Here is an 18,270-nt window from a genome sequence, read left to right on the forward strand (position 1 = left end):
GTCGCATATAACCTCATGTCTATAATGAGGGCTGCACAGACTCACGGTTTAGCGAGCGGGAGGGACGAGCGGTCGGGCGCCGGAGCAGGGTTGTGCTTCCGAGCGATGAATGGCTCCTATGATCAAGGTTCTCCTCGTCGAAGATAACGACGTCGATGCCAGGCTGACGCAAGATCTGCTTGCGGAATGGAGCGTCGAGGAATTTCAAGTTGTCCATGTGACCACCCTTGCGGAAGGTCTGGCCCGCTTGACCGGTGAACGATTCGACGCCGTACTTTTGGACCTCTCACTCCCTGACGCGTTCGGTATCCCCACATTGCGACAGGTTCATGCCACAAGCCCCTCGACACCAGTTGTGGTCCTCAGCGGCGTTAGTGACCAAAGCCTGGCTCTTCAGGCCGTCCAACAGGGGGCACAGGACTATCTGGTTAAGGGTCAAGGGCACCCCGAATTGTTGGCTCGCGCAGTTCGATATGCCATTGAGCGCAAGCGCACCGAAGAACGGCTGACCTACCTCGCACAGTATGACCACCTGACCGGACTGGTGAATCGAACATTGTTTCGTGATCGACTTATTCAGGGTATGGCGCGCAGCAAGCGCCTCCAGCAATCACTCGGGCTGATGTTACTCGACCTTGACCGTTTCAAGGCGGTGAACGATACAATGGGACATGACATCGGAGATGAGTTGCTCAAGTCCGTGGCCGACCGTCTGAAGTGTTGTGTTCGAGAAGTCGATACGGTCGCTCGGATGGGTGGAGACGAGTTTACGATTATCCTGGAGGGTGTCGCATCAGAGGAGAATATTACGGTAGTGGCGAAACGGATCGTCGAAGCCATTGCGACCCTGTTCGAGATCAAGAACCGTCAGATCTCGATCGGGGTCAGCATCGGAATTACCGTTTATCCACATGATGACAAAGAAGTCGACGATTTGCTCAAACATGCGGATGACGCGATGTACCAAGCGAAACAACAGGGTGGAAGCGGATTCCGATTCTATGGATCCAACGATCAGCAGATGCCCGATCTTTTCTCCCAATTCAGCCAAACACCGAGGACGTAGCACAACTATTCTCTCTGTTCCTCACACTCTTCTGCACCATTTTCCCCCATCTCTGCTCCTCGAGCTAATTATCGGCCGATATCAGCCAGCGGCTTCTCCGTCACACAGACTCGCCCCAGAGGGTTCGGCATGAAAATGTTCGACTGTTCCAAAGCTGCACCGTCGGGTGTCAGATGACAATCCGGCGTAAGGACGATTCCCCATTGATGGTTGTCAACACAGGTGTTATCTATCAGTAATGCTTCAGCATGGTGAAACAGCAACATCCCGCTGAGCATGTTCTCTCGGCACTGGTTCCGAACCAGCTCAGGGTAACTTCCTGGGTCCCGAACAGCGATACCGAAGTGGTGATTCCCAAAACACCGATTGTCCGCGAGCCTTGGCTGGGCCCCGGCAAACACAAAGACTCCTGACTCACGATTGTGGCACACCTCGTTATCGATGAACGCTGCGCGCGACTGTGGGCCATAAATCACAACGCCAGAGAGAATGCCGTCCGTGGCGCGACACTGCGTGACCGTACAAGAAGAATCCATAAGGTTTATCGCAGAATTCTGATCGCTCCCAACGTAGCGAAAGGTAATTCCGCTGATCCGTCCACCGGGCACCTGTTGGAGATACAGCGGCCCGCCGCGACGTGAAAAAATCTGAACCTGATCTCGCCCCGCACCGACCAATAGGATCGGCCGACCAGAAATGAAAATCTTGTCCTCATAGATTCCCGGCTGAACAAAGACTTGGTCCGTCTCTCCTGCATCGTTCAACGCAGCGCTAGGCCGTGCATACGCGTTAACATCTTGGGCATCGACAATGAGGGTTTTACCGCCAAGTGGGTTTGGTGGCGGATCGAGCTTGGGTAGCGGTGTCTGCTCCACGACCATCGCCTCACTCTGCGTCTGGATCATTGGGTGTGAGGAGACAAGAAAGGACGCGGCATTATTTCGGTCGCTCAAGACGAAGTCAAGATTGGAGGCTACGGATAGCCGGTGCCGTGTCAGCGGAACACCAATCCGGAATTTGTCAAGCAGGCGAAGAGTCCTCATCCGTACAAATCTGTCTCGTCAGCACGTGACCCTTGCCAAATCACCAACCAGACGTTCGCGTCAAAGCCTCTGGTTTTCCACCGATTTTCTCCGACTGGATTTCTTCCGTTGTGGCACGGTGATTGCGACACAGCGTGACGATACGACACAAAGTTCCCGCGTCATGGAGGGGATCATGAGGAACAGGCTGAAACACCTGATGTTCGTCACTGCTGCTGTCATTTTCTCGCTCGATCTCGCTGTCGCCGCATCACCTCAAATGCAGGACACTTCCAGACACCTGTATGACCGAGTCATGGAGGAATTTAAACACAAGGATTATGAAGCGGCGCTCGCCGGCTTTCGATTTTTTCTCGAGCTTCACGGACAATCGTCGTTAGCCGCGAATGCGCAATATTGGATTGGAGAGTGCCACTACCGATTGGGGCACTACAAAGAGGCGTTGAAGTCATTTTACGATGTCGTGTCCTACTATCCGCTTAGTCCGAAGTTGGCCGCCTCTTCACTCAAGATCGGCCAGACCTACACGAAGATGAAAGATCACGAGAAAGCCCGAATGATGTATGAGCGAGTGATCGACCAGTATCCCGATAGTTCGGAAGCTGAAATCGCCAGAAAAGCGCTGGAGGTGACGGCGATACGGAATGAGCCGACCACTTCGTCCACCGATGTGACTGAGGAGCGATAGCGCTAACGATGACGGATGACCTATTCCGGGTCGACAAGACCAAGCAGCGCCATGAGCTGTGGAATCGTGTATGAGGTACGCAGAGGCAGAGTAGTGTACCGAATGCCAGCAGCCTCGACTACCGCCTTGATGACTTCCTGCCTCCTCCCCTGGCGAGCCTGAGACGCTTGATCATCTTCTAATTGAACCACCTGCTCGACTAGTCTTGAACCGGGATGGACCAGGACAAAATCCAGTCGTTTGAGCGCGATCTGCTGCAACACTTCCGATCGGACAGACCTTTCCGCATCCACACGAACAATGGACCAGAGCGGAACCTGCGTGAATACAAGGTACTGGTCTTGGACTGCCAGTCGCAGGAGGTTATAGAGGAACAGTTCCGTGTCCGTGAGCAACGCCTGCGGCTGGAGCGTCACATGGGGAGGCATTACACAGGTCCCAGTTTTGGTTTTGACGGAACGGGACGAGACAGCGAGCCACCAGATCAACAAGGCGACTCCGATTCCGAGACCGATGAGCCCCCAATCCATTGCGCCCTTACTGGCTACGGAGCTGTTCACGCCACTGAGGATTACCGGGCACGATTGTTCCCAATAACACCGGATGCGAAGCACCAGTCACCGCGGGAATATTCCCCCACTGCCCGGTGGCGGTTTGATAGGCCAGAACAGCAAACGCGACCGCTTCAAATACCTTACTATCCCATCCAAGTACCTCAAAGGTCGTCACAGGGATCGGGTCAAAAACGGTGGCGAGATGAGCCATGATGGCTCTATTGCGGACGCCGCCTCCGCCCACCACGACTTCATCAATTTTTCCATGAATCCATCGCCGAGCAGTTCCAACTGCTTTGGCTGTCCACATGCTGCAGGTAGCTAATAGATCCTCTACAGAAAGCCTCAGTTGTTGCTGTGTGGTAATCAGATCTTCGATCAAGTGTGGGCCGAATTCTTCACGGCCAGTCGATTTGGGCGGCCGCTTCGAGAGAAAGGGATGCGCCAGCAGTTTACTCAGCAGCCGATCATTTACCCGTCCCTTCGACGCGAACTTGCCTTCACGATCCATTAAGAGACGTCCAGCAGTGAGTCTCAGGATCAGGCTATCGAGGACCATGTTCGCCGGTCCCGTGTCAAACGCTTGGACGCTTTTCTGTTTCCCGCCCGGGGGTACGAAGGTGACGTTGCTGATCCCTCCCAAGTTGACGATCAATCGGCCACGGAGAGGATGCTTGAGCAAGAGCGCGTGCGCCATCGGTGCGAGAGGCGCTCCTTGCCCGCCAGCAGCTATATCACGCGGACGAAAGTTTGCGATGGTCGTGATCCCGGTTCGTTCGGCAATGACTGCCGGCTCAGCGATTTGCAATGTCGACCGAACAGCGCCGACGCCGGGCGCGTGGATCCCTTGCGGAAGATGATGGACCGTTTGTCCGTGCGATCCGATGAGGGCCACGTCGGTGGGACGGAACCGCGCTCGGCGAATCACTCGTAGCGCCGCATTGGCAAACCATTCTCCAAGAAGCGCATTGAGATGACAAATCTCCATAACCGTGCCGGAAACCGAAGCAGTTAAAATCCGCTGCTGCAAGGATCGAGGATAGGGGAGGGTTTCTGCTGCAAGGGTGCGAGCCTTCAGCGAGCGGCCACGCCCGGTAATTTCTACAAGCGCTGCATCCACTCCATCGCCGGACGTGCCGGACATCAGCCCGACAACTTTCATAGCTTTACCAGTCTCCTTTCGTTGCGTGGTGACCCACCGGAGTGGTTACGCTAATCGAAGCGTCGCAACCGGTCAAGCAGACAATGATTCAGCGACTGATAAAAGGAACACATCCGGCGTTCGTTGACAACCGTAGAGGCCGATGTTACGGTCCTCGCCCATGCCACGCGCCTGGTTGCTTTGCTTGTTTTCCGTGCTATGTGTCGCAGCCTTTCCTTTTCCAACTCACCATATCGCAGCTGCCGCCAGCCAGTCGCCTCTTCAAGTGGTTACGACCATTCCTGTCTTAAAAGATCTCGTCGAGCAAGTCGGCGGGCCGTATGTTCGAGTCACCTCCTTACTCAGCGGGTATGAAAACGAACACACCTATGCCCCGAAGCCCAGCGATTTGGTGGCAGTCCGAAAGGCACGATTGTTGTTTGAAGTCGGCCTCGGGCTTGAGGTCTGGGTCTCGTCGCTCGTCAAGGCAGCCGGCAGTCCCTCGCTCCTCATTATAACTACATCGAAAGGCATCGGGCTGGTCCGAGACCTGCCGGATCATGACGGCCCTACCTATGACAGCGGAGAGGGCGACCATGGAAATCCTCATATCTGGCTGGACCCGGAAAACGCCACCACCATGATGCGGCATATCGTGGAGGCGCTCATCAAGGCTGATCCCGCCCATACCGCGGAGTTCCGGAATAATCAAGCGGTGTATCTCCGGAAATTGGATCAACTCCGTACCGAGCTCAACGATCGACTTCGCCGCGTGACTGATCGTCGAATCATCGTTCATCATCCCGCATGGCCCTACTTTGCACGGCGATTTGGATTCCAGATCGTAGGAACGATTCAATCGCAACCAGCTAGCGAGCCGTCCGCTCTTCAACTGCAGAGCCTCATCACAACGATCAAGAAAGATCGCGTCAAGGTCATCGTGTCGGAAATTCAGCTGAGCCAAAAGCTTCCCGATCTGCTAGCGAAGGAAACGGGGGCGCGCGTGGTGGTCCTCACAACACTTCCGGGCGGTCTGCCTCACACCGAGACCTACCTCGACATGCTCCGCTATAATGTGCTCCAATTAGCCAACGCGCTTGAGCCGGTGTAAGAACGTCTCTATGCCGGCATCTGCATCCAACTCGGCTAAGGAAAACCCTGTGCACATGACTGGCTCATCGAGACCCATCATCCGTTTTGACCACGCAACCTTTGGGTTCCCTGGAGTCATCGCGCTCAAGGAGATTTCGCTCGCCGTCAATGCCGGTGAGTTCATTGGAGTCATTGGTCCGAATGGCTCAGGAAAAACGACCCTGTGCAAGGCCGTTCTAGGATTGATGGCACCCCTGGAGGGCAGTCTGAAGATCTTCGATTGTTCCTGTGAGGAATTACGCTGCCACCATCGAGCCCAAATAGGCTACTTGCCACAAAAGGGTGTCGTCGATCGCAACTTTCCTGTGACGGTCCTTGAAACCGTCATGATGGGCCGGTACGGAGCACTCGGGCTCTTCAAGAGGGCCTTGGCGAATGACCGGAAGATCGCTGTGGAGGCCCTCACGCACGTGGGGATGGAGGCATACCAAAGCACGGCGCTTGGTCACCTCTCGGGTGGCCAACAACAGCGAGTCTTTATCGCACGGGCGTTGGCTCAGCAACCACAAGTGCTCTTACTCGACGAGCCAACGACTGGGCTGGATATCACCACCCAGTATAATGTCGTTGAGTTGATCCAACACCTCCATGAAGAGCTGGGCCTCACCGTCCTGCTGATTACCCACGACATCAATATGATTCGATCGCGCGTAGACCGTCTCGTGCTTCTCAAAACCCGCCTCCATGCAGCAGGCCCTCCCGAAGAAGTCCTCAAGCCCGAGATTCTTCGCCAGGTCTATGGTAAAGACCTGGTCATTACGGAGAAAGACCTCGTCATTGTCGAGGACTATCATCACCACCACCATCACTAATTGCTCGAACCGAGATGCTTGACCTTTTGACCTACGACTTTATGCAACGGTCACTGCTCGCCGCGGCGATGGTGGGTGGGCTCTGCTCCGTCGTAGGGGTGTTCGTTATATTGCGCGGGTTAGCTTTTGTGGGCGCCGGAACATCGCATGCAGCCTTCGCCGGCGTGGCCTTGGGATACTTGATAGGCTGGCCGCCGCTCCCACTGGCAATGGCCTTCGGTCTGGCCACGGTATGGACTACCGGCTGGCTGGAAGAAAAAGGCCGAATGAAGCTGGATGTGTCGATTGGGATTCTCTATACGACGACGATGGCTCTGGCAATCCTCTTTATCGGACTGATGAAGGCATATAACGCAGAGGTGTACGGTTATTTGTTCGGGAGTGTGTTGTCTGTAACCAGCGAGGAATTACGCACGATCGCAGGACTCGGTATTCTTGTCACCGGCGCTGTCGTCATTTTCTCAAAAGAACTCTACTTTATCGCCTTCGATCAAGAAATGGCGGAGGCCTCCGGTGTGCCGGCTCGCCGGGTGTTTTTTTTGCTCTTAACTCTCGTGGCTTTGACTGTGGTTCTCTCGCTCAAAACAGTTGGGGCCATTCTTGTTTTCGCGATGATTTTGATCCCCGCATCGACTGCGTATCAGCTCACCCATAGCCTCTCGACGCTGACGTGGTATTCCGTGATCATCGGGGTGGGTTGTTCTGTCGGAGGAGTTGTGCTCTCATCGATCTGGGATATTCCGTCAGGCCCTGCCATCGTCCTGCTCGCAACGCTGCTGTTTTTTGTGGCCGTGCTGTGCTCTCCCAAAAGACAGCGCCATGCTTTGGCAAACAGTTGACCCGGTCAGTCTAATTACTATTGATTCGGCATCCAAAGTACATAAATTATTTCGTTGATTAAGGCTTCGCCGTAGGGTAGAGAATACGTTGGGTGTGTTATCCACGGAACCCTTCGCCCGACCGAAGCCCGTGCACGGCGATGATTCGATTGCACGGTGACGACTCATTTGTGAGACTTCGCGGGCATCACCCAGGTCATGAGCTTGCCGTCTTCGCGGCGCTGAATTTGTGCTAGACCAAGCTAAGATTCATGATCGTGGTTCCCATCAGAGGAGGATGTATATGATCACCGCGCGGGGGGTATTCGCTAGTTTTTTCATGATCATCATGTTCGCTATGGTCAATCCGGTTGACCGTGCGAAGGCAGAAGAATGGAAATCTCAATCAGGCGGGACCGAAGCAGGTAAGGTCATGCTGGGCATGCGCGCAGGATTTGCCCCCGTCACTCAAACGACTTCAGATTCCTTAAATACCTCGACCGACGTCGGCTCTTTGGTTAACTTTCAAGCGATGTATAGCCTCAACCAATGGCTCCTCGTCGGCATGATGTTGGAGTGGGAACGGCACAGCATGTCGTCGGGTGGCACAGACATAGGTCATCAGGACACTGTGTCCGTGTTGCCGACGGTGGAGGTGCGTCCCATCCGGTATGGCCCTCTCACCCCATACGTCAATATGAGCTTCGGCGTGAACGTGAATAGTTTCGGTGAAAGCAGTTCGATTGCCGGAACCACAATTTCTCCAAGCAACACCTTCGCCTGGCGACTTGGCTGGGGGACGGACTATATGATCACTCAACAGTTCGCGCTCAATGCTGAAATGGCCTACAAACGAAACGACGGCCACGTGACCATCAACGGCGTCCAGAATAACGATTGGAACGCTTCGTCGTTCGGGTTCTTGTTTGGTGCAAAGATGTTCTTTTAATTTTGTTGATTCTGCTCGAGGCGGAATACCGGAATTTCCCGGATTCCGCCTTCTCAGACACGCCTGAGAGAACATCAGTCATCTCCCGACAAAGCAATGACAGGTAGAGAATTGACAGAGCAGTGGCACGAAATTAATCTGCGCGTGTGTGCTTGCTGCGGCTCCAGACCATGCCTGTCTGTTCCTTCGAGCTAAAGCCGAGTTTTTCGTAGAATCCCGGCATACGCGTGCAGAGCCAGAAAAGTTCGACCTTCTTCAAGCGGGGATGGTTGAGGATACGCTGGACAAGTTCTGTGCCGATACCCTGCCCCTGATAGGCTTTGTCGACCACGATGTCCCAGATCGATGCTCGATAAATATAGTCGGTGAGCACTCGACCGAACCCGACCAGTCGGTCACCGTCCCACGCGCAGACGAACAGATCCGTGTTCGTCAACATCACTTTTGCATCGGCTTCCAGGCGCCCCTTGGCCCAGGGCGCCTGGTTGAAGAGGCGGATCAGCTTGGCGGGATCGAGTTCGCGTGGCTCAGAAAAAGTAACGGTCGACTTAGTCTTGAGGGTCGAGGGCATTGTGTACTACAGTATCTCCCGTTATTTTTCTCAACCAAACGCGCACAGTGTAAGGAATTCACCATGGTAACGCAAGTCCGTAGCTGCCCCAAGTGCTCCCAGTTAATGTGGTTGAAAGACGATCAGTATGAACGTCTCGATGAAGCCACGATTCGCGCGAGGTGCCCACATTGTGGTTCGACAGTCCGCTTCAAACTGGTTTCAGAAGGAGCGAACGCGGCGGGCCCGAAGATGGGTCACTGAAATATAAGCTGTCAGCACTCAGCGATTAGCTCTCAGCGTTAAGATGCTTTCTTCGGTAACCTTTCGCCTGGGAAACTGACGGCTGATCGCTGAAATCTTCCCCGCTCCATCACAGCCCGCGCCCGGCACCATCGAGCTCTGGCTTATTGCCGGGCAATATTTTATTCAACGCGGCCCGGTAGTCCAACAGACGTTTCTCGTCAAGCCGGCCCACTTCGATTTCGTTATCCTGCCGCATCCGTTCGAGATGATCGAGCACCGCCAAGAGCGGCTGAATGGAGCCGAGCAGTTTGCCTGCCTCGAACGCCTCAAGAGAGTCGACGAATAACTCGTTCAGACCCTTGTATGCAGTCCCTCCACTTTGGCTCCGAAAACGAGAGACGAGCCTCTCGTAATCATCCACCGCTTCCTCTTGTGGCTTGTACCCCGATGGAACAACCGACATGTGGACCACCGCTGGGAGCTTGACTGCATAGGTCTTGAGTTGCGAAATGAGGCCACCGATCGTGTCTAAGACTACGCTTGTGTCCATAGCGCACCAATGACAACAGCGGTCGAGGAGCTGACTGTATCAGGGCCCTGAGTGATTGATCAATTGGCGTTGATTCTTCGTGAAGAGTTGGAGCGTTTGTTGGACATGCGTCATGTCGGGCGGCGGAGGCATTGTGTACTCGCTGAACCCTCCGGTAACCGGATGGTGAAACCCCAGGGTCCGCGCATGCAACATGACTCGAGGAATCTCGATACCAGCGACGGAGGCCACCCTCTTCCCTCCATAGGTCTGATCACCCAGGATCGGGTGACCGAGTGAGTTGAGGTGCACACGGAGTTGGTGCGTTCGGCCGGTCTTCGGGTAAAGCAGCACATGAGCCGCCAGTTTCCCGAACCGTTGATCCACTTTGTACTCCGTGACGGACTCCTTTGGTCGCGTCGTTCTCGCCGAGAACTTCTTTCGTTCTTTCGTATCGCGCCCGATCGCGAGTTCAATCACACCGTGTCCCTTCTTCGGCACACCCCAGATCAAGGCTTCGTAAGTTCGTGTGATCGCATGGTGTTTAAACTGTGCTGCGAGGGCGCGATGGGCTTCGTCGGTTTTGGCGATCACCATTACACCAGACGTGTCTTTATCGAGCCGGTGCACTAACCCAGGTCGTTCCTTTCCGCCAATCGACGACACGGTGCCACCCGATGTCTGAAAGTGATGCAAGAGGGCATTGACTAAGGTGCCTGACCAATGACCTGGGGCAGGGTGCACCACGAGATCCGCCGGCTTATTAAGGACCAGCAGAGCCTCATCCTCGTGGAGAATCTCGAGTGGGATTGATTCGCCCTTGAGTTCCAACGGTTCCGCCTTCGGAAGGTCGAAGGCAATTACGTCACCGGGCTTAATCTTCTGGCTGGGCTTCACAACGTGACCGTTGATCTTCACACGGCCCTGTTCGATCAGCCGCTGGACAGCCGATCGCGAGATTTTGGGTTCCCGATTGACGAGGAACACATCCAATCGCTTCGGCTGTTCACCGGCTGTGACGACGAATTCGGTGTGCATGTTCCAGCAACGCTACTAAAGACGTTCGGTTGAATGCAATGGAAGATTAGTGACGACGGAGTTTGCCTCCTCTTATGAATCGGACTATCCTGGTGAGCGTGGAGGCTGGTCCGGAACGAATCGAAGGAGGCAAAGGTATGAGCTGGAGAATGGGCCTGTTTGTAGTAGTGCTGTTGTCTGGATCAGCCATCAGAGGGCATGCCGGGGATCTACCGGGCATTCCCCCTGACACGGTCGCGGACTATATTCATGCGGTCATTGAAGCGGACCGTACCTTCTACACCATCCATGTGGTGGAACGGATGCAAAAGCAGGGTGGGGCAGTTGCGGCAGAGAATTGGCGCGCCGAGAAAAGGACTCTCCCTTTGCCCGCTCAGTTCCTCATGGAAGCCAGTGATCTAGCCACCAAGACCGGCACGAAAGTGCGTTACCGACTGATCAGCCTCTGGCCGATTAATCCGAACAATGCCCCGGACGAGGAGTCGGAAAAGAAAGGCTTGGAGGCTGTGCGGCAACGTCCTGAGGAATCAGCGACCGGGGTGGTCAAAGTCGACAATCAGCCTTACTTCCAAGCAATCTACGCTGATCGCGCTGTCACTCAAGCCTGCGTCTCCTGTCACAATGCGCATCCCCATAGTCCAAAGAAAGATTTCAAGGTCAACGACGTCATGGGCGGGCTGGTGATCCAAATTCCATTGAGCAAGTAAGGCAGTTTTTAGGTCGTAACGACGTTCAACCTTTCGCTCTCGCAGCTATCACGGCCATCTGATTTTGGCGAGAGATGCGGGGTGTCGAATGACCCCCGTGAACCATGAACTGGTGATGCCGGTGAATCAACAGCGCGCGTTGCACTGCCTCCTCACTCTGGCTCTCCTCTCCGGCCATGCGATAGAGGGAGGCTATGACCGCCAGGGTCACGGCTTCACCAGCAGAGTCGTGCAGTGATTGATACAGCGTAAGCGCGCGTTTGGCAGACACTATCCCGTGCTCCGGCTGACCCATGGACTCATGCACGTAAGCCAGACGACGTTCGAGGTCAGCCTCCAGGCGCGTGTGGAGAGCCTTTTCGGCTAAAGGGAGGGCTTTCTGATAGTAGGTTCGCGCGGCTTCCGGCTGATCCAGTATCCACCGTGCGTCACCGAGCGCCAGTAGGGCCGCGAGGGTTCGTTCCTCGTCATGACGGCGTTGAGCATCCTCCAGAGCCTGCTGGAGAACCTTTTCTCCTTCATCGGCTCGACCGTCGCTGATGTGCAGGAGTCCCAGCTGTATCATTGCCTGACACGCTCCGCTAGGATTACGAGATTGGCCCGACCGCTGCATGGCTCGCTCAAACAGGCGACCAGCTTCCTCACGATCTCCCAACCATGCGGAGACTCGGCCGAGGGCCAGCAGGGCGTCAGTATGGACCGGTTGGTTGGGGAACTTGGAGAAGAGCGATACAGCTTCCATGAGTCGAGCAGCCGCAGCTTCTCTACGACCTTGACGTTCAAGAATCAATCCTATTTTTGTCAGGGCGAGAGCCTCACCCCGACGCTGTTTGCTCGTACGAAAGAAGTCCAGCGCTTGCTCATAGTAGGTCAAAGCTTCAGGAAAATGGTTCTGCACATCGTGTATTTCGCCAATTCGAAGCAGCTCGTCACCATTTAATTGTCGAGCTGACGACACTGATTGAAGGAACCACAACTCCTCGAACGCCCACGCAGCGGTAACAGGGAAAAGAAGGAGAGCAAGGAGAAGTCCTAAGGCAACCATTGCGATACCTGCGGAGGGAAGCAACAGGGGATAAACGGATCCCAAGCCCACCTGTCATGGAAGAGAATGCATTTTTGCGCGTACGAACTGGTTCTCAGGATGCACCAGCGCGGGGTTGGGGTCAAGCAGGATGCAGCGGAACAGAATACCTCTAATTCTATATCAGGGATCTGAACATGATGTGAGCGTCCTGGTACGTCGCATCGTTCTTGCGAACCGCTTCGGGAACCACCCCAAGGGCACGGAAGCCGAGCTTCTCCCACAGATGCCGCGCCACCTGGTTTTCTGAAAAAACGAGATTGAAGAGCACACCCCGATAGCCAAGCTGTTTGGCATAGTCTAGCATCAGTGCGCCCAGCAACCAGCCTAACCCGCGATTCCGCCACTCTGGCGCCACAATGAACCCCGCATTTGCGACGTGTCTTCCTCGACCGAGCCAGTTGGGCTTGAGGTAGAATGCTCCGAGCAGTTCCGGCTCTCGTTTACGCGGTCTTTCATAGGCCACCACTGTGCTTTTTCCCTTCACCCAATAGTCTTCAAACTCGTCTTGGCTGAGTCGTCGATCGTGTGGATACGAGGTACCCTCCTCTACAATCCGATCATAGAGTTTGGCCAGCAACGGCAAGTCGGAGTTCCCCGCCAACACCAGCTCAATCGGCATCCCGTTCTTGAGCCTAGCTTCAACAGGGAACTGCATGAATGGTCAGGGAACTTGTGTGGTTTGCTTCCAGTAGCTAGGCATGCCCGGCCTTGCTGGCGCGTTCGGCGATCCTTTTGCGAAGGCGGGCCTTTTCGAGGCTGATCTGAGCTTCCTTGAGATCGGACGGTAGGCCGCCCACTTTGAGGCGTTGCTCAGCCTCTGCCACTTTTTGTGCGGCACGCTCGACATCGATATCCTCAGCCTTCTCAGCGATCTCGGCTAGGATTGTCACCTTCTTCGGCGTGACTTCGGCAAATCCCCACAGGACGGACATAAAGTTGGTCTGATCGCCAATTCGATAGCGTAACTCGCCGATTTTGAGCATGGAAAGAAAGTAGGTGTGACCTGGCAGGACGCCGAACTCGCCTTCCACACCAGGTGCAATGAGTTCATCCACCTGCTGACTCAGGAGAAGTTTTTCCGGCGTCACAACCTCTAACAGAATCTTCCCTGCCATTCTTTCCTCGTGAAACGTCCCTCGTGAAACGCGAGCGTCTATTTTTTTCCCAAACTTCTTTTTCTTTCACCATCAAAAGGCGGGGGTGAGCGAGATGCTCTCAATTGCGCGCATCCACCGACCACAGTCTTATCGTGGGGGGTGCGCGAGCACGGAGGGCACTCGGTTATCCCGCCTTCTAAACCTTTCCTCCCATCTTTTCCGCTTTCGCCACCGCTTCCTCGATCGGTCCCACCATGTAGAACGCCTGTTCCGGCAAGTGGTCGTATTTCCCCTCGAGGATGTCCTTGAAGCTCCTGACCGTATCCTTGAGCTTGACATACTTGCCCGGAGTCCCGGTAAAGGCTTCTGCAACGTGGAACGGCTGTGAGAGAAAGCGCTGAATTTTTCGAGCACGGGCCACGACCATCTTGTCGTCTTCCGAGAGCTCATCCATTCCGAGAATGGCGATAATGTCCTGCAGATCCTTGTATCGTTGCAGGGTCGACTGCACACCGCGAGCGACCTTGTAATGCTCCTCGCCGAGGATTTGTGGGTCGAGAATACGCGAGGTGGAGTCGAGGGGGTCAACGGCCGGATAAATGCCCAGCTCTGCCTGCTGCCGTGACAACACCGTGGTCGCGTCCAGGTGTGCGAACGCGGTGGCCGGCGCCGGATCGGTCAAATCGTCGGCTGGCACGTAGATGGCTTGCACCGAAGTAATCGAGCCACGCTTGGTCGAGGTAATACGTTCCTGAAGCGCTCCCATCTCGGTTGAGAGGTTCGGTTGATACCCCACCGCCGATGGCATACGTCCGAGCAAGGCGGACACTTCGGATCCGGCTTGCGTGAAGCGGAAAATGTTATCGATGAACAGCAACACGTCCTGATTCTCTTCGTCGCGGAAATATTCCGCCACCGTAAGGCCGGTAAGACCAACACGGAGACGCGCGCCCGGCGGCTCGTTCATCTGGCCATAGACGAGCGCCGCCTTCGACTTGGTGAAATCGTCGGGATCGATGACCTTCGACTCCTGCATTTCGTGCCACAGGTCGTTGCCTTCGCGGGTCCGCTCGCCCACGCCCGCAAACACGGAAAAGCCTCCGTGGTGGAGGGCGATATTGTTAATGAGTTCCATGATGATGACGGTCTTGCCGACACCGGCGCCACCGAAAAGCCCGACCTTGCCGCCCTTGCTGTACGGCTCAAGTAAGTCAACGACTTTGATCCCGGTCTCCAGCACTTCGGTCTTGGTGTCCTGATCTTCCAACTTTGGGGCGGGCCGGTGAATGGGATAGGTTTTCTTTGTCTTGACCGGACCCTTTTCGTCGACCGGTTCGCCCAGCACGTTGATGAGGCGACCGAGCGTTTCTCGGCCCACCGGTACAGAGATGGGTGCCCCGGTATCCTGCACGTCCATCCCGCGTGTGAGACCATCGGTTGAAGACATGGCCACGCCACGCACGCGATTTTCCCCGAGGTGTTGGGCGACCTCAAGCGTGATCCGGATGGCTGGTTTGCCCGCGGCTTTGTTCTCTTCCTGATTCACGGTGAGCGCATTGTAGATATTGGGCAGATGGCCGGGGGGAAATTCCACGTCTACCGCCGGCCCGATAACCTGAATGACTTTGCCTGTTGCAGTCGCCACGGGATGCTCCTTTTCTAGAGTTTCCAAGTGTCCGCTCCTGAGCACCGACCCTAATTCCGGACACTCAGACCGTTCATCTTCGGCACTTTCGTCTCATTTCAATGCCTCGGCTCCACCTACGATATCCATGAGCTCTTTCGTGATCGCCGCTTGTCGTGTCTTATTGTAATAGAGGGTGACTCTCTTGATCAGCTCACCCGCGTTACGCGTCGCACCATCCATCGCAGCCATCCGCGCGGCTTGCTCTGCCGCGGACGATTCAAGGAGAATCCTGAATGTCTGCGCCTGCAAGTGCTTCATCAGCAAAGGGTCCAGCAGTTCCAGTTCATCAGGCTCGTAGAGGTAGCTGCCGCTTAACGCCTCACGGAGTTGCCCATCCTCCTCAAACGATTCGATAGGGAAGATCTGCTCGACGATGACCCGCTGTTGGAGCGCTGACTTGAATTCATTGTAGATGATGTGGGCTTCGTCAAACGCGCCCTTCGTATACGCCTCAGTGGCCCTCTCCGCGATCTCCATCCCGTGCTCGTAGGACAACCGGTCAAAGATGTCCACGTACGGCTCATGGGTTGTCCAGTGCCGGCGCTTGAAAAAGTCCCGTCCCTTGCGCCCCACGAGGCCGACTTCTACTTTCACGCCGCGAGCCTCACACTCGCGGATGAACTCCAACGCCTTGCGAACGATATTCGCGTTGAATGCGCCGCATAACCCCCGGTCGCTTGTCACCACGACGACTCGTACCATCTTGATGGGACGTTTCTGTAACAGAGGGTGCAGGTCTCGATTCACACGGCGACTGAGGTTGGCCACGACCTCGCGCATCTTTAACCCATAGGGACGAAAAGCCAGGATGCGGCTCTGCGCGCGCTTCAGCTTTGCAGAGGCCACCATCTTCATGGCCTTCGTAATCTTCTGCGTGTTCTTAACGCTGGCGATCTTCCGTCTTAGGCTTTGCAGGCTTGGCATAGATTCGACTGTCTGTTCTCAGTTTTCCGCGATCAGCTTGCCACGAGCGAGCGCTACGGCTACTTCGCGCCGTACCCCATCTTTTGTTTGAAAGTCGTCAAGATTTCCTTCAATCTGCCGCTGACCTTGTCGTCGATCTTCGCGAGGCCGGTGATCTCTTTTTTCAGGTCAGGATGGTGCTGTTGTACATAGCGCAGGAAATCTCCCTCGAACTGCTGTACCTTGTCGACCTCGACATCATCGAGAAACCCATTGACGCCGGCATAGATCGAGAGCACCTGATCAGCGACGGGCATCGGCTTATACTGTCCTTGCTTGAGCAACTCGACCATGCGGACGCCCCGCGCGAGCTGCCTTTGCGTCGCCTTGTCGAGTTCGCTACCGAACTGCGCAAAGGCCGCCATCTCTCGATATTGCGCGAGATCGAGCCGGAGGGTCCCAGCGACCTGTTTCATGGTCTTGATCTGAGCTGACCCACCGACACGCGAAACGGACAGCCCGACATTGATCGCGGGACGAATACCTGAATAGAACAGGTCGCTGCCCAAGTAGATTTGGCCGTCGGTGATGGAAATCACGTTAGTCGGAATGTAGGCCGACACGTCACCGGCTTGCGTCTCAATAATAGGTAGTGCCGTCAAGCTGCCTCCGCCGAGCTTGTCACTGAGCTTCGCGGCGCGTTCGAGCAGCCGCGAGTGCAGATAAAACACGTCGCCGGGAAAGGCTTCCCGGCCAGGAGGCCGACGAAGCAACAAGGACAGCTGCCGATAGGCCACAGCGTGTTTCGAGAGGTCATCGTACACGATCAACGCGTGCTTCCCGTTATCCCGGAAATATTCGCCGATCGCAGCGCCCGCGAAGGGTGCAAGGTACTGCATAGGTGCGGCATCGCTCGCTGTGGCCGAGACAACCAAGCTATAGTCCATCGCGTGATGCTCTTCGAGGGTCTTCACCACACGGGCCACTGTGGAACGCTTCTGACCCACCGCGACATAGATACAGAAGACACCAAGACCCTTCTGATTGATGATCGTGTCGACGGCGATGGCAGTCTTGCCTGTCTGACGATCACCGATGATCAATTCGCGCTGGCCGCGACCGATGGGGATCATGCCATCAATGGCCTTGATGCCAGTCTGTAAGGGCTCGCGCACGGACTGTCTGGTGATGACACCAGGCGCCACCACTTCGATGCGAGAACTGCGTTGGGCCTTGATCGGACCCTTGCCGTCGATCGGCTGGCCAATGGCATTGACCACGCGACCGACGAGGGCTTCGCCCACTGGAACCTCCGCGATACGGCCGGTGCGTTTGACCGGATCGCCTTCTTTGATACCCACATCATCGCCCATCAAGACGGCACCGACGTTATCTTCTTCGAGATTCAGCGTGATGCCATAGAGCCCGCCAGGGAACTCGAGCATTTCGCCGGCCATGGCTCCGTCGAGACCATAGACTTTTGCGATGCCGTCCCCAACTTGGATGACTGAGCCAGTTTCCTTGACGTCGGTTTGCTTTTCGAAGCCTTTGATCTTTTCCTTGATGATCGCGCTGATTTCTTCTGCCTTAATCTGCATGGCTACTCCTTCGTCAAGAGACTCTGCATGGCTTGTAATCGTCCGCGAATGGTGCTGTCCACAACGGTGCTTCCAATACGGATTTGAAGCCCGGCGAGATGATGTTGGTCGGTTTGAAACGTGACATCAACTTCTCGCCGGAGCACCTCGCGCAGGCGAGTTCTGATTCGATCTTGTTCTGTTTTCGGTAAGACTGCAGCGGATGAGACTGTCACCGGCTGCGTGCCTTTGGCTTGGTCAACGAGATTGGCAAAGGCATCTGCAATTTCAGGAAGGAAGGCGACGCGGTTATTTTTGACCAATTGTCCGAGAAACGCTTGGCCTACTGGAGGACATCCAAGGCGGGATCCAAGCGACGTGAGGACTGCGATTTTGTCCTCCACGCCGAACGCAGGCGAGGCTATGGCGTGGCGGAGAGAGGCCGAGGTCTTAAAGGCGTCAGCAAGCCCGTTCAATGCCGTACGGGTTGATGCGATGCTCGATTGGTCCAAGAGTTCGAAGAGGGCTTGTGCATAACGGCGCGCAACCGCTGTCTTAATCACGTCCTGGTCCGTTTACTTCTGCTTTGGGCAAAAGAAAAACATTCGTGCGGTCGGCACGAAAAT

21 protein-coding genes are annotated in these 18,270 nt (G+C 55.4%); 8 read left to right on the plus strand and 13 right to left on the minus strand.

Annotation, left to right across the window (positions count from 1 at the left end; translation table 11 throughout):
- The first annotated feature begins 118 nt into the window (after positions 1-118).
- The gene (locus VEI50_08870; GenBank protein ID HXX75228.1) at positions 119-1,066 is read left to right on the plus strand and encodes a GGDEF domain-containing response regulator; all 948 of its coding nucleotides are present in this window, start codon (positions 119-121) and stop codon (positions 1,064-1,066) included.
- Between the two features lie 68 nt (positions 1,067-1,134).
- On the opposite strand, the gene VEI50_08875 is transcribed toward VEI50_08870, so the two are convergent.
- Positions 1,135-1,971: a right-handed parallel beta-helix repeat-containing protein gene (locus VEI50_08875; protein HXX75229.1), complete on the minus strand. Its 837-nt coding sequence runs from the start codon at positions 1,969-1,971 to the stop codon at positions 1,135-1,137.
- 313 nt (positions 1,972-2,284) lie between these two features.
- Here VEI50_08875 and ybgF point away from each other — a divergent pair, with 313 nt between their 5' ends.
- Positions 2,285-2,797, plus strand: a complete 513-nt coding sequence (gene ybgF, locus VEI50_08880) for a tol-pal system protein YbgF (protein ID HXX75230.1) — start codon at positions 2,285-2,287, stop codon at positions 2,795-2,797.
- Positions 2,798-2,817: 20 nt separating this feature from the next.
- Here ybgF and VEI50_08885 read toward each other — a convergent pair whose 3' ends face one another.
- Positions 2,818-3,357 carry a DUF2726 domain-containing protein gene (locus VEI50_08885; GenBank protein ID HXX75231.1) on the minus strand — a complete coding sequence of 180 codons (540 nt, stop codon included), beginning with the start codon at positions 3,355-3,357 and terminating at the stop codon, positions 2,818-2,820.
- Positions 3,335-4,513, minus strand: a complete 1,179-nt coding sequence (locus VEI50_08890; protein ID HXX75232.1) for an anhydro-N-acetylmuramic acid kinase — start codon at positions 4,511-4,513, stop codon at positions 3,335-3,337. The genes VEI50_08885 and VEI50_08890 overlap by 23 nt, the downstream gene beginning before the upstream one ends.
- Before the next feature lie 160 nt (positions 4,514-4,673).
- On the opposite strand from VEI50_08890, the gene VEI50_08895 reads away from it, so the two are divergent.
- The 4 genes from VEI50_08895 (at position 4,674) to VEI50_08910 (ending at position 8,223) form a co-directional block, all read left to right on the plus strand.
- Complete coding sequence (locus VEI50_08895; GenBank protein ID HXX75233.1) at positions 4,674-5,603, plus strand: metal ABC transporter substrate-binding protein; 930 nt, start codon at positions 4,674-4,676, stop codon at positions 5,601-5,603.
- 55 nt (positions 5,604-5,658) lie between these two features.
- Positions 5,659-6,456 carry a metal ABC transporter ATP-binding protein gene (locus tag VEI50_08900; protein ID HXX75234.1) on the plus strand — a complete coding sequence of 266 codons (798 nt, stop codon included), beginning with the start codon at positions 5,659-5,661 and terminating at the stop codon, positions 6,454-6,456.
- Positions 6,457-6,470: 14 nt separating this feature from the next.
- On the plus strand, positions 6,471-7,295 hold the full coding sequence (locus tag VEI50_08905; protein ID HXX75235.1) for a metal ABC transporter permease: 825 nt from the start codon (positions 6,471-6,473) through the stop codon (positions 7,293-7,295).
- Between the two features lie 283 nt (positions 7,296-7,578).
- Positions 7,579-8,223 (plus strand): outer membrane beta-barrel protein, encoded by a 645-nt coding sequence (locus VEI50_08910; GenBank protein HXX75236.1) that lies wholly within the window; start codon positions 7,579-7,581, stop codon positions 8,221-8,223.
- A 133-nt stretch (positions 8,224-8,356) separates the two neighbouring features.
- Here VEI50_08910 and VEI50_08915 read toward each other — a convergent pair whose 3' ends face one another.
- From VEI50_08915 to VEI50_08925, 3 genes are all read right to left on the minus strand, one after another.
- Complete coding sequence (locus VEI50_08915) at positions 8,357-8,794, minus strand: GNAT family N-acetyltransferase (protein HXX75237.1); 438 nt, start codon at positions 8,792-8,794, stop codon at positions 8,357-8,359.
- A gap of 352 nt (positions 8,795-9,146) precedes the next feature.
- The gene (locus tag VEI50_08920) at positions 9,147-9,569 is read right to left on the minus strand and encodes a hypothetical protein (GenBank protein HXX75238.1); all 423 of its coding nucleotides are present in this window, start codon (positions 9,567-9,569) and stop codon (positions 9,147-9,149) included.
- 39 nt (positions 9,570-9,608) lie between these two features.
- The gene (locus tag VEI50_08925; GenBank protein ID HXX75239.1) at positions 9,609-10,586 is read right to left on the minus strand and encodes an RluA family pseudouridine synthase; all 978 of its coding nucleotides are present in this window, start codon (positions 10,584-10,586) and stop codon (positions 9,609-9,611) included.
- 137 nt (positions 10,587-10,723) lie between these two features.
- Here VEI50_08925 and VEI50_08930 point away from each other — a divergent pair, with 137 nt between their 5' ends.
- Positions 10,724-11,293, plus strand: a complete 570-nt coding sequence (locus tag VEI50_08930; GenBank protein HXX75240.1) for a DUF3365 domain-containing protein — start codon at positions 10,724-10,726, stop codon at positions 11,291-11,293.
- A 25-nt stretch (positions 11,294-11,318) separates the two neighbouring features.
- On the opposite strand, the gene VEI50_08935 is transcribed toward VEI50_08930, so the two are convergent.
- On the minus strand, positions 11,319-11,858 hold the full coding sequence (locus VEI50_08935) for a tetratricopeptide repeat protein (protein HXX75241.1): 540 nt from the start codon (positions 11,856-11,858) through the stop codon (positions 11,319-11,321).
- Positions 11,859-11,888: 30 nt separating this feature from the next.
- On the opposite strand from VEI50_08935, the gene VEI50_08940 reads away from it, so the two are divergent.
- The gene (locus tag VEI50_08940; protein ID HXX75242.1) at positions 11,889-12,233 is read left to right on the plus strand and encodes a hypothetical protein; all 345 of its coding nucleotides are present in this window, start codon (positions 11,889-11,891) and stop codon (positions 12,231-12,233) included.
- A gap of 262 nt (positions 12,234-12,495) precedes the next feature.
- Here VEI50_08940 and VEI50_08945 read toward each other — a convergent pair whose 3' ends face one another.
- The 6 genes from VEI50_08945 to atpH all read right to left on the minus strand — a co-directional run bounded on the left by VEI50_08945 (position 12,496) and on the right by atpH (position 18,207).
- Complete coding sequence (locus tag VEI50_08945; GenBank protein HXX75243.1) at positions 12,496-13,035, minus strand: GNAT family protein; 540 nt, start codon at positions 13,033-13,035, stop codon at positions 12,496-12,498.
- 37 nt (positions 13,036-13,072) lie between these two features.
- On the minus strand, positions 13,073-13,495 hold the full coding sequence (locus VEI50_08950) for a F0F1 ATP synthase subunit epsilon (protein HXX75244.1): 423 nt from the start codon (positions 13,493-13,495) through the stop codon (positions 13,073-13,075).
- A 178-nt stretch (positions 13,496-13,673) separates the two neighbouring features.
- Positions 13,674-15,122, minus strand: coding sequence for a F0F1 ATP synthase subunit beta (gene atpD / locus VEI50_08955; GenBank protein ID HXX75245.1), 1,449 nt, complete (start codon positions 15,120-15,122; stop codon positions 13,674-13,676).
- Positions 15,123-15,215: 93 nt separating this feature from the next.
- The gene (atpG, locus tag VEI50_08960) at positions 15,216-16,088 is read right to left on the minus strand and encodes an ATP synthase F1 subunit gamma (protein ID HXX75246.1); all 873 of its coding nucleotides are present in this window, start codon (positions 16,086-16,088) and stop codon (positions 15,216-15,218) included.
- Between the two features lie 59 nt (positions 16,089-16,147).
- The gene (atpA, locus tag VEI50_08965) at positions 16,148-17,665 is read right to left on the minus strand and encodes a F0F1 ATP synthase subunit alpha (protein ID HXX75247.1); all 1,518 of its coding nucleotides are present in this window, start codon (positions 17,663-17,665) and stop codon (positions 16,148-16,150) included.
- Positions 17,666-17,667: 2 nt separating this feature from the next.
- Positions 17,668-18,207: an ATP synthase F1 subunit delta gene (gene atpH / locus VEI50_08970; GenBank protein ID HXX75248.1), complete on the minus strand. Its 540-nt coding sequence runs from the start codon at positions 18,205-18,207 to the stop codon at positions 17,668-17,670.
- Positions 18,208-18,270: the final 63 nt, after the last annotated feature.

It is taken from the genome of Nitrospiraceae bacterium, assembly GCA_035623075.1.
Taxonomy (GTDB): Bacteria; Nitrospirota; Nitrospiria; order Nitrospirales; family Nitrospiraceae; genus DASPUC01.

What these genes read in the sequence shown, in the direction of transcription:
- VEI50_08935 (HXX75241.1), bottom strand. Translation starts at nt 11,858, where the DNA reads ATGATACAGCTGGGACTCCTGCACATCAGCGACGGTCGAGCCGATGAA.
- VEI50_08915 (HXX75237.1), bottom strand. Translation starts at nt 8,794, where the DNA reads ATGCCCTCGACCCTCAAGACTAAGTCGACCGTTACTTTTTCTGAGCCA.
- atpG (HXX75246.1), bottom strand. Translation starts at nt 16,088, where the DNA reads ATGCCAAGCCTGCAAAGCCTAAGACGGAAGATCGCCAGCGTTAAGAAC.
- atpA (HXX75247.1), bottom strand. Translation starts at nt 17,665, where the DNA reads ATGCAGATTAAGGCAGAAGAAATCAGCGCGATCATCAAGGAAAAGATC.
- VEI50_08945 (HXX75243.1), bottom strand. Translation starts at nt 13,035, where the DNA reads ATGCAGTTCCCTGTTGAAGCTAGGCTCAAGAACGGGATGCCGATTGAG.
- VEI50_08890 (HXX75232.1), bottom strand. Translation starts at nt 4,513, where the DNA reads ATGAAAGTTGTCGGGCTGATGTCCGGCACGTCCGGCGATGGAGTGGAT.
- VEI50_08925 (HXX75239.1), bottom strand. Translation starts at nt 10,586, where the DNA reads ATGCACACCGAATTCGTCGTCACAGCCGGTGAACAGCCGAAGCGATTG.
- ybgF (HXX75230.1), top strand. Translation starts at nt 2,285, where the DNA reads ATGAGGAACAGGCTGAAACACCTGATGTTCGTCACTGCTGCTGTCATT.
- VEI50_08905 (HXX75235.1), top strand. Translation starts at nt 6,471, where the DNA reads ATGCTTGACCTTTTGACCTACGACTTTATGCAACGGTCACTGCTCGCC.
- VEI50_08875 (HXX75229.1), bottom strand. Translation starts at nt 1,971, where the DNA reads ATGATCCAGACGCAGAGTGAGGCGATGGTCGTGGAGCAGACACCGCTA.
- VEI50_08930 (HXX75240.1), top strand. Translation starts at nt 10,724, where the DNA reads ATGAGCTGGAGAATGGGCCTGTTTGTAGTAGTGCTGTTGTCTGGATCA.
- VEI50_08870 (HXX75228.1), top strand. Translation starts at nt 119, where the DNA reads ATGATCAAGGTTCTCCTCGTCGAAGATAACGACGTCGATGCCAGGCTG.
- VEI50_08920 (HXX75238.1), bottom strand. Translation starts at nt 9,569, where the DNA reads ATGGACACAAGCGTAGTCTTAGACACGATCGGTGGCCTCATTTCGCAA.
- VEI50_08900 (HXX75234.1), top strand. Translation starts at nt 5,659, where the DNA reads ATGACTGGCTCATCGAGACCCATCATCCGTTTTGACCACGCAACCTTT.
- VEI50_08895 (HXX75233.1), top strand. Translation starts at nt 4,674, where the DNA reads ATGCCACGCGCCTGGTTGCTTTGCTTGTTTTCCGTGCTATGTGTCGCA.
- VEI50_08910 (HXX75236.1), top strand. Translation starts at nt 7,579, where the DNA reads ATGATCACCGCGCGGGGGGTATTCGCTAGTTTTTTCATGATCATCATG.
- VEI50_08950 (HXX75244.1), bottom strand. Translation starts at nt 13,495, where the DNA reads ATGGCAGGGAAGATTCTGTTAGAGGTTGTGACGCCGGAAAAACTTCTC.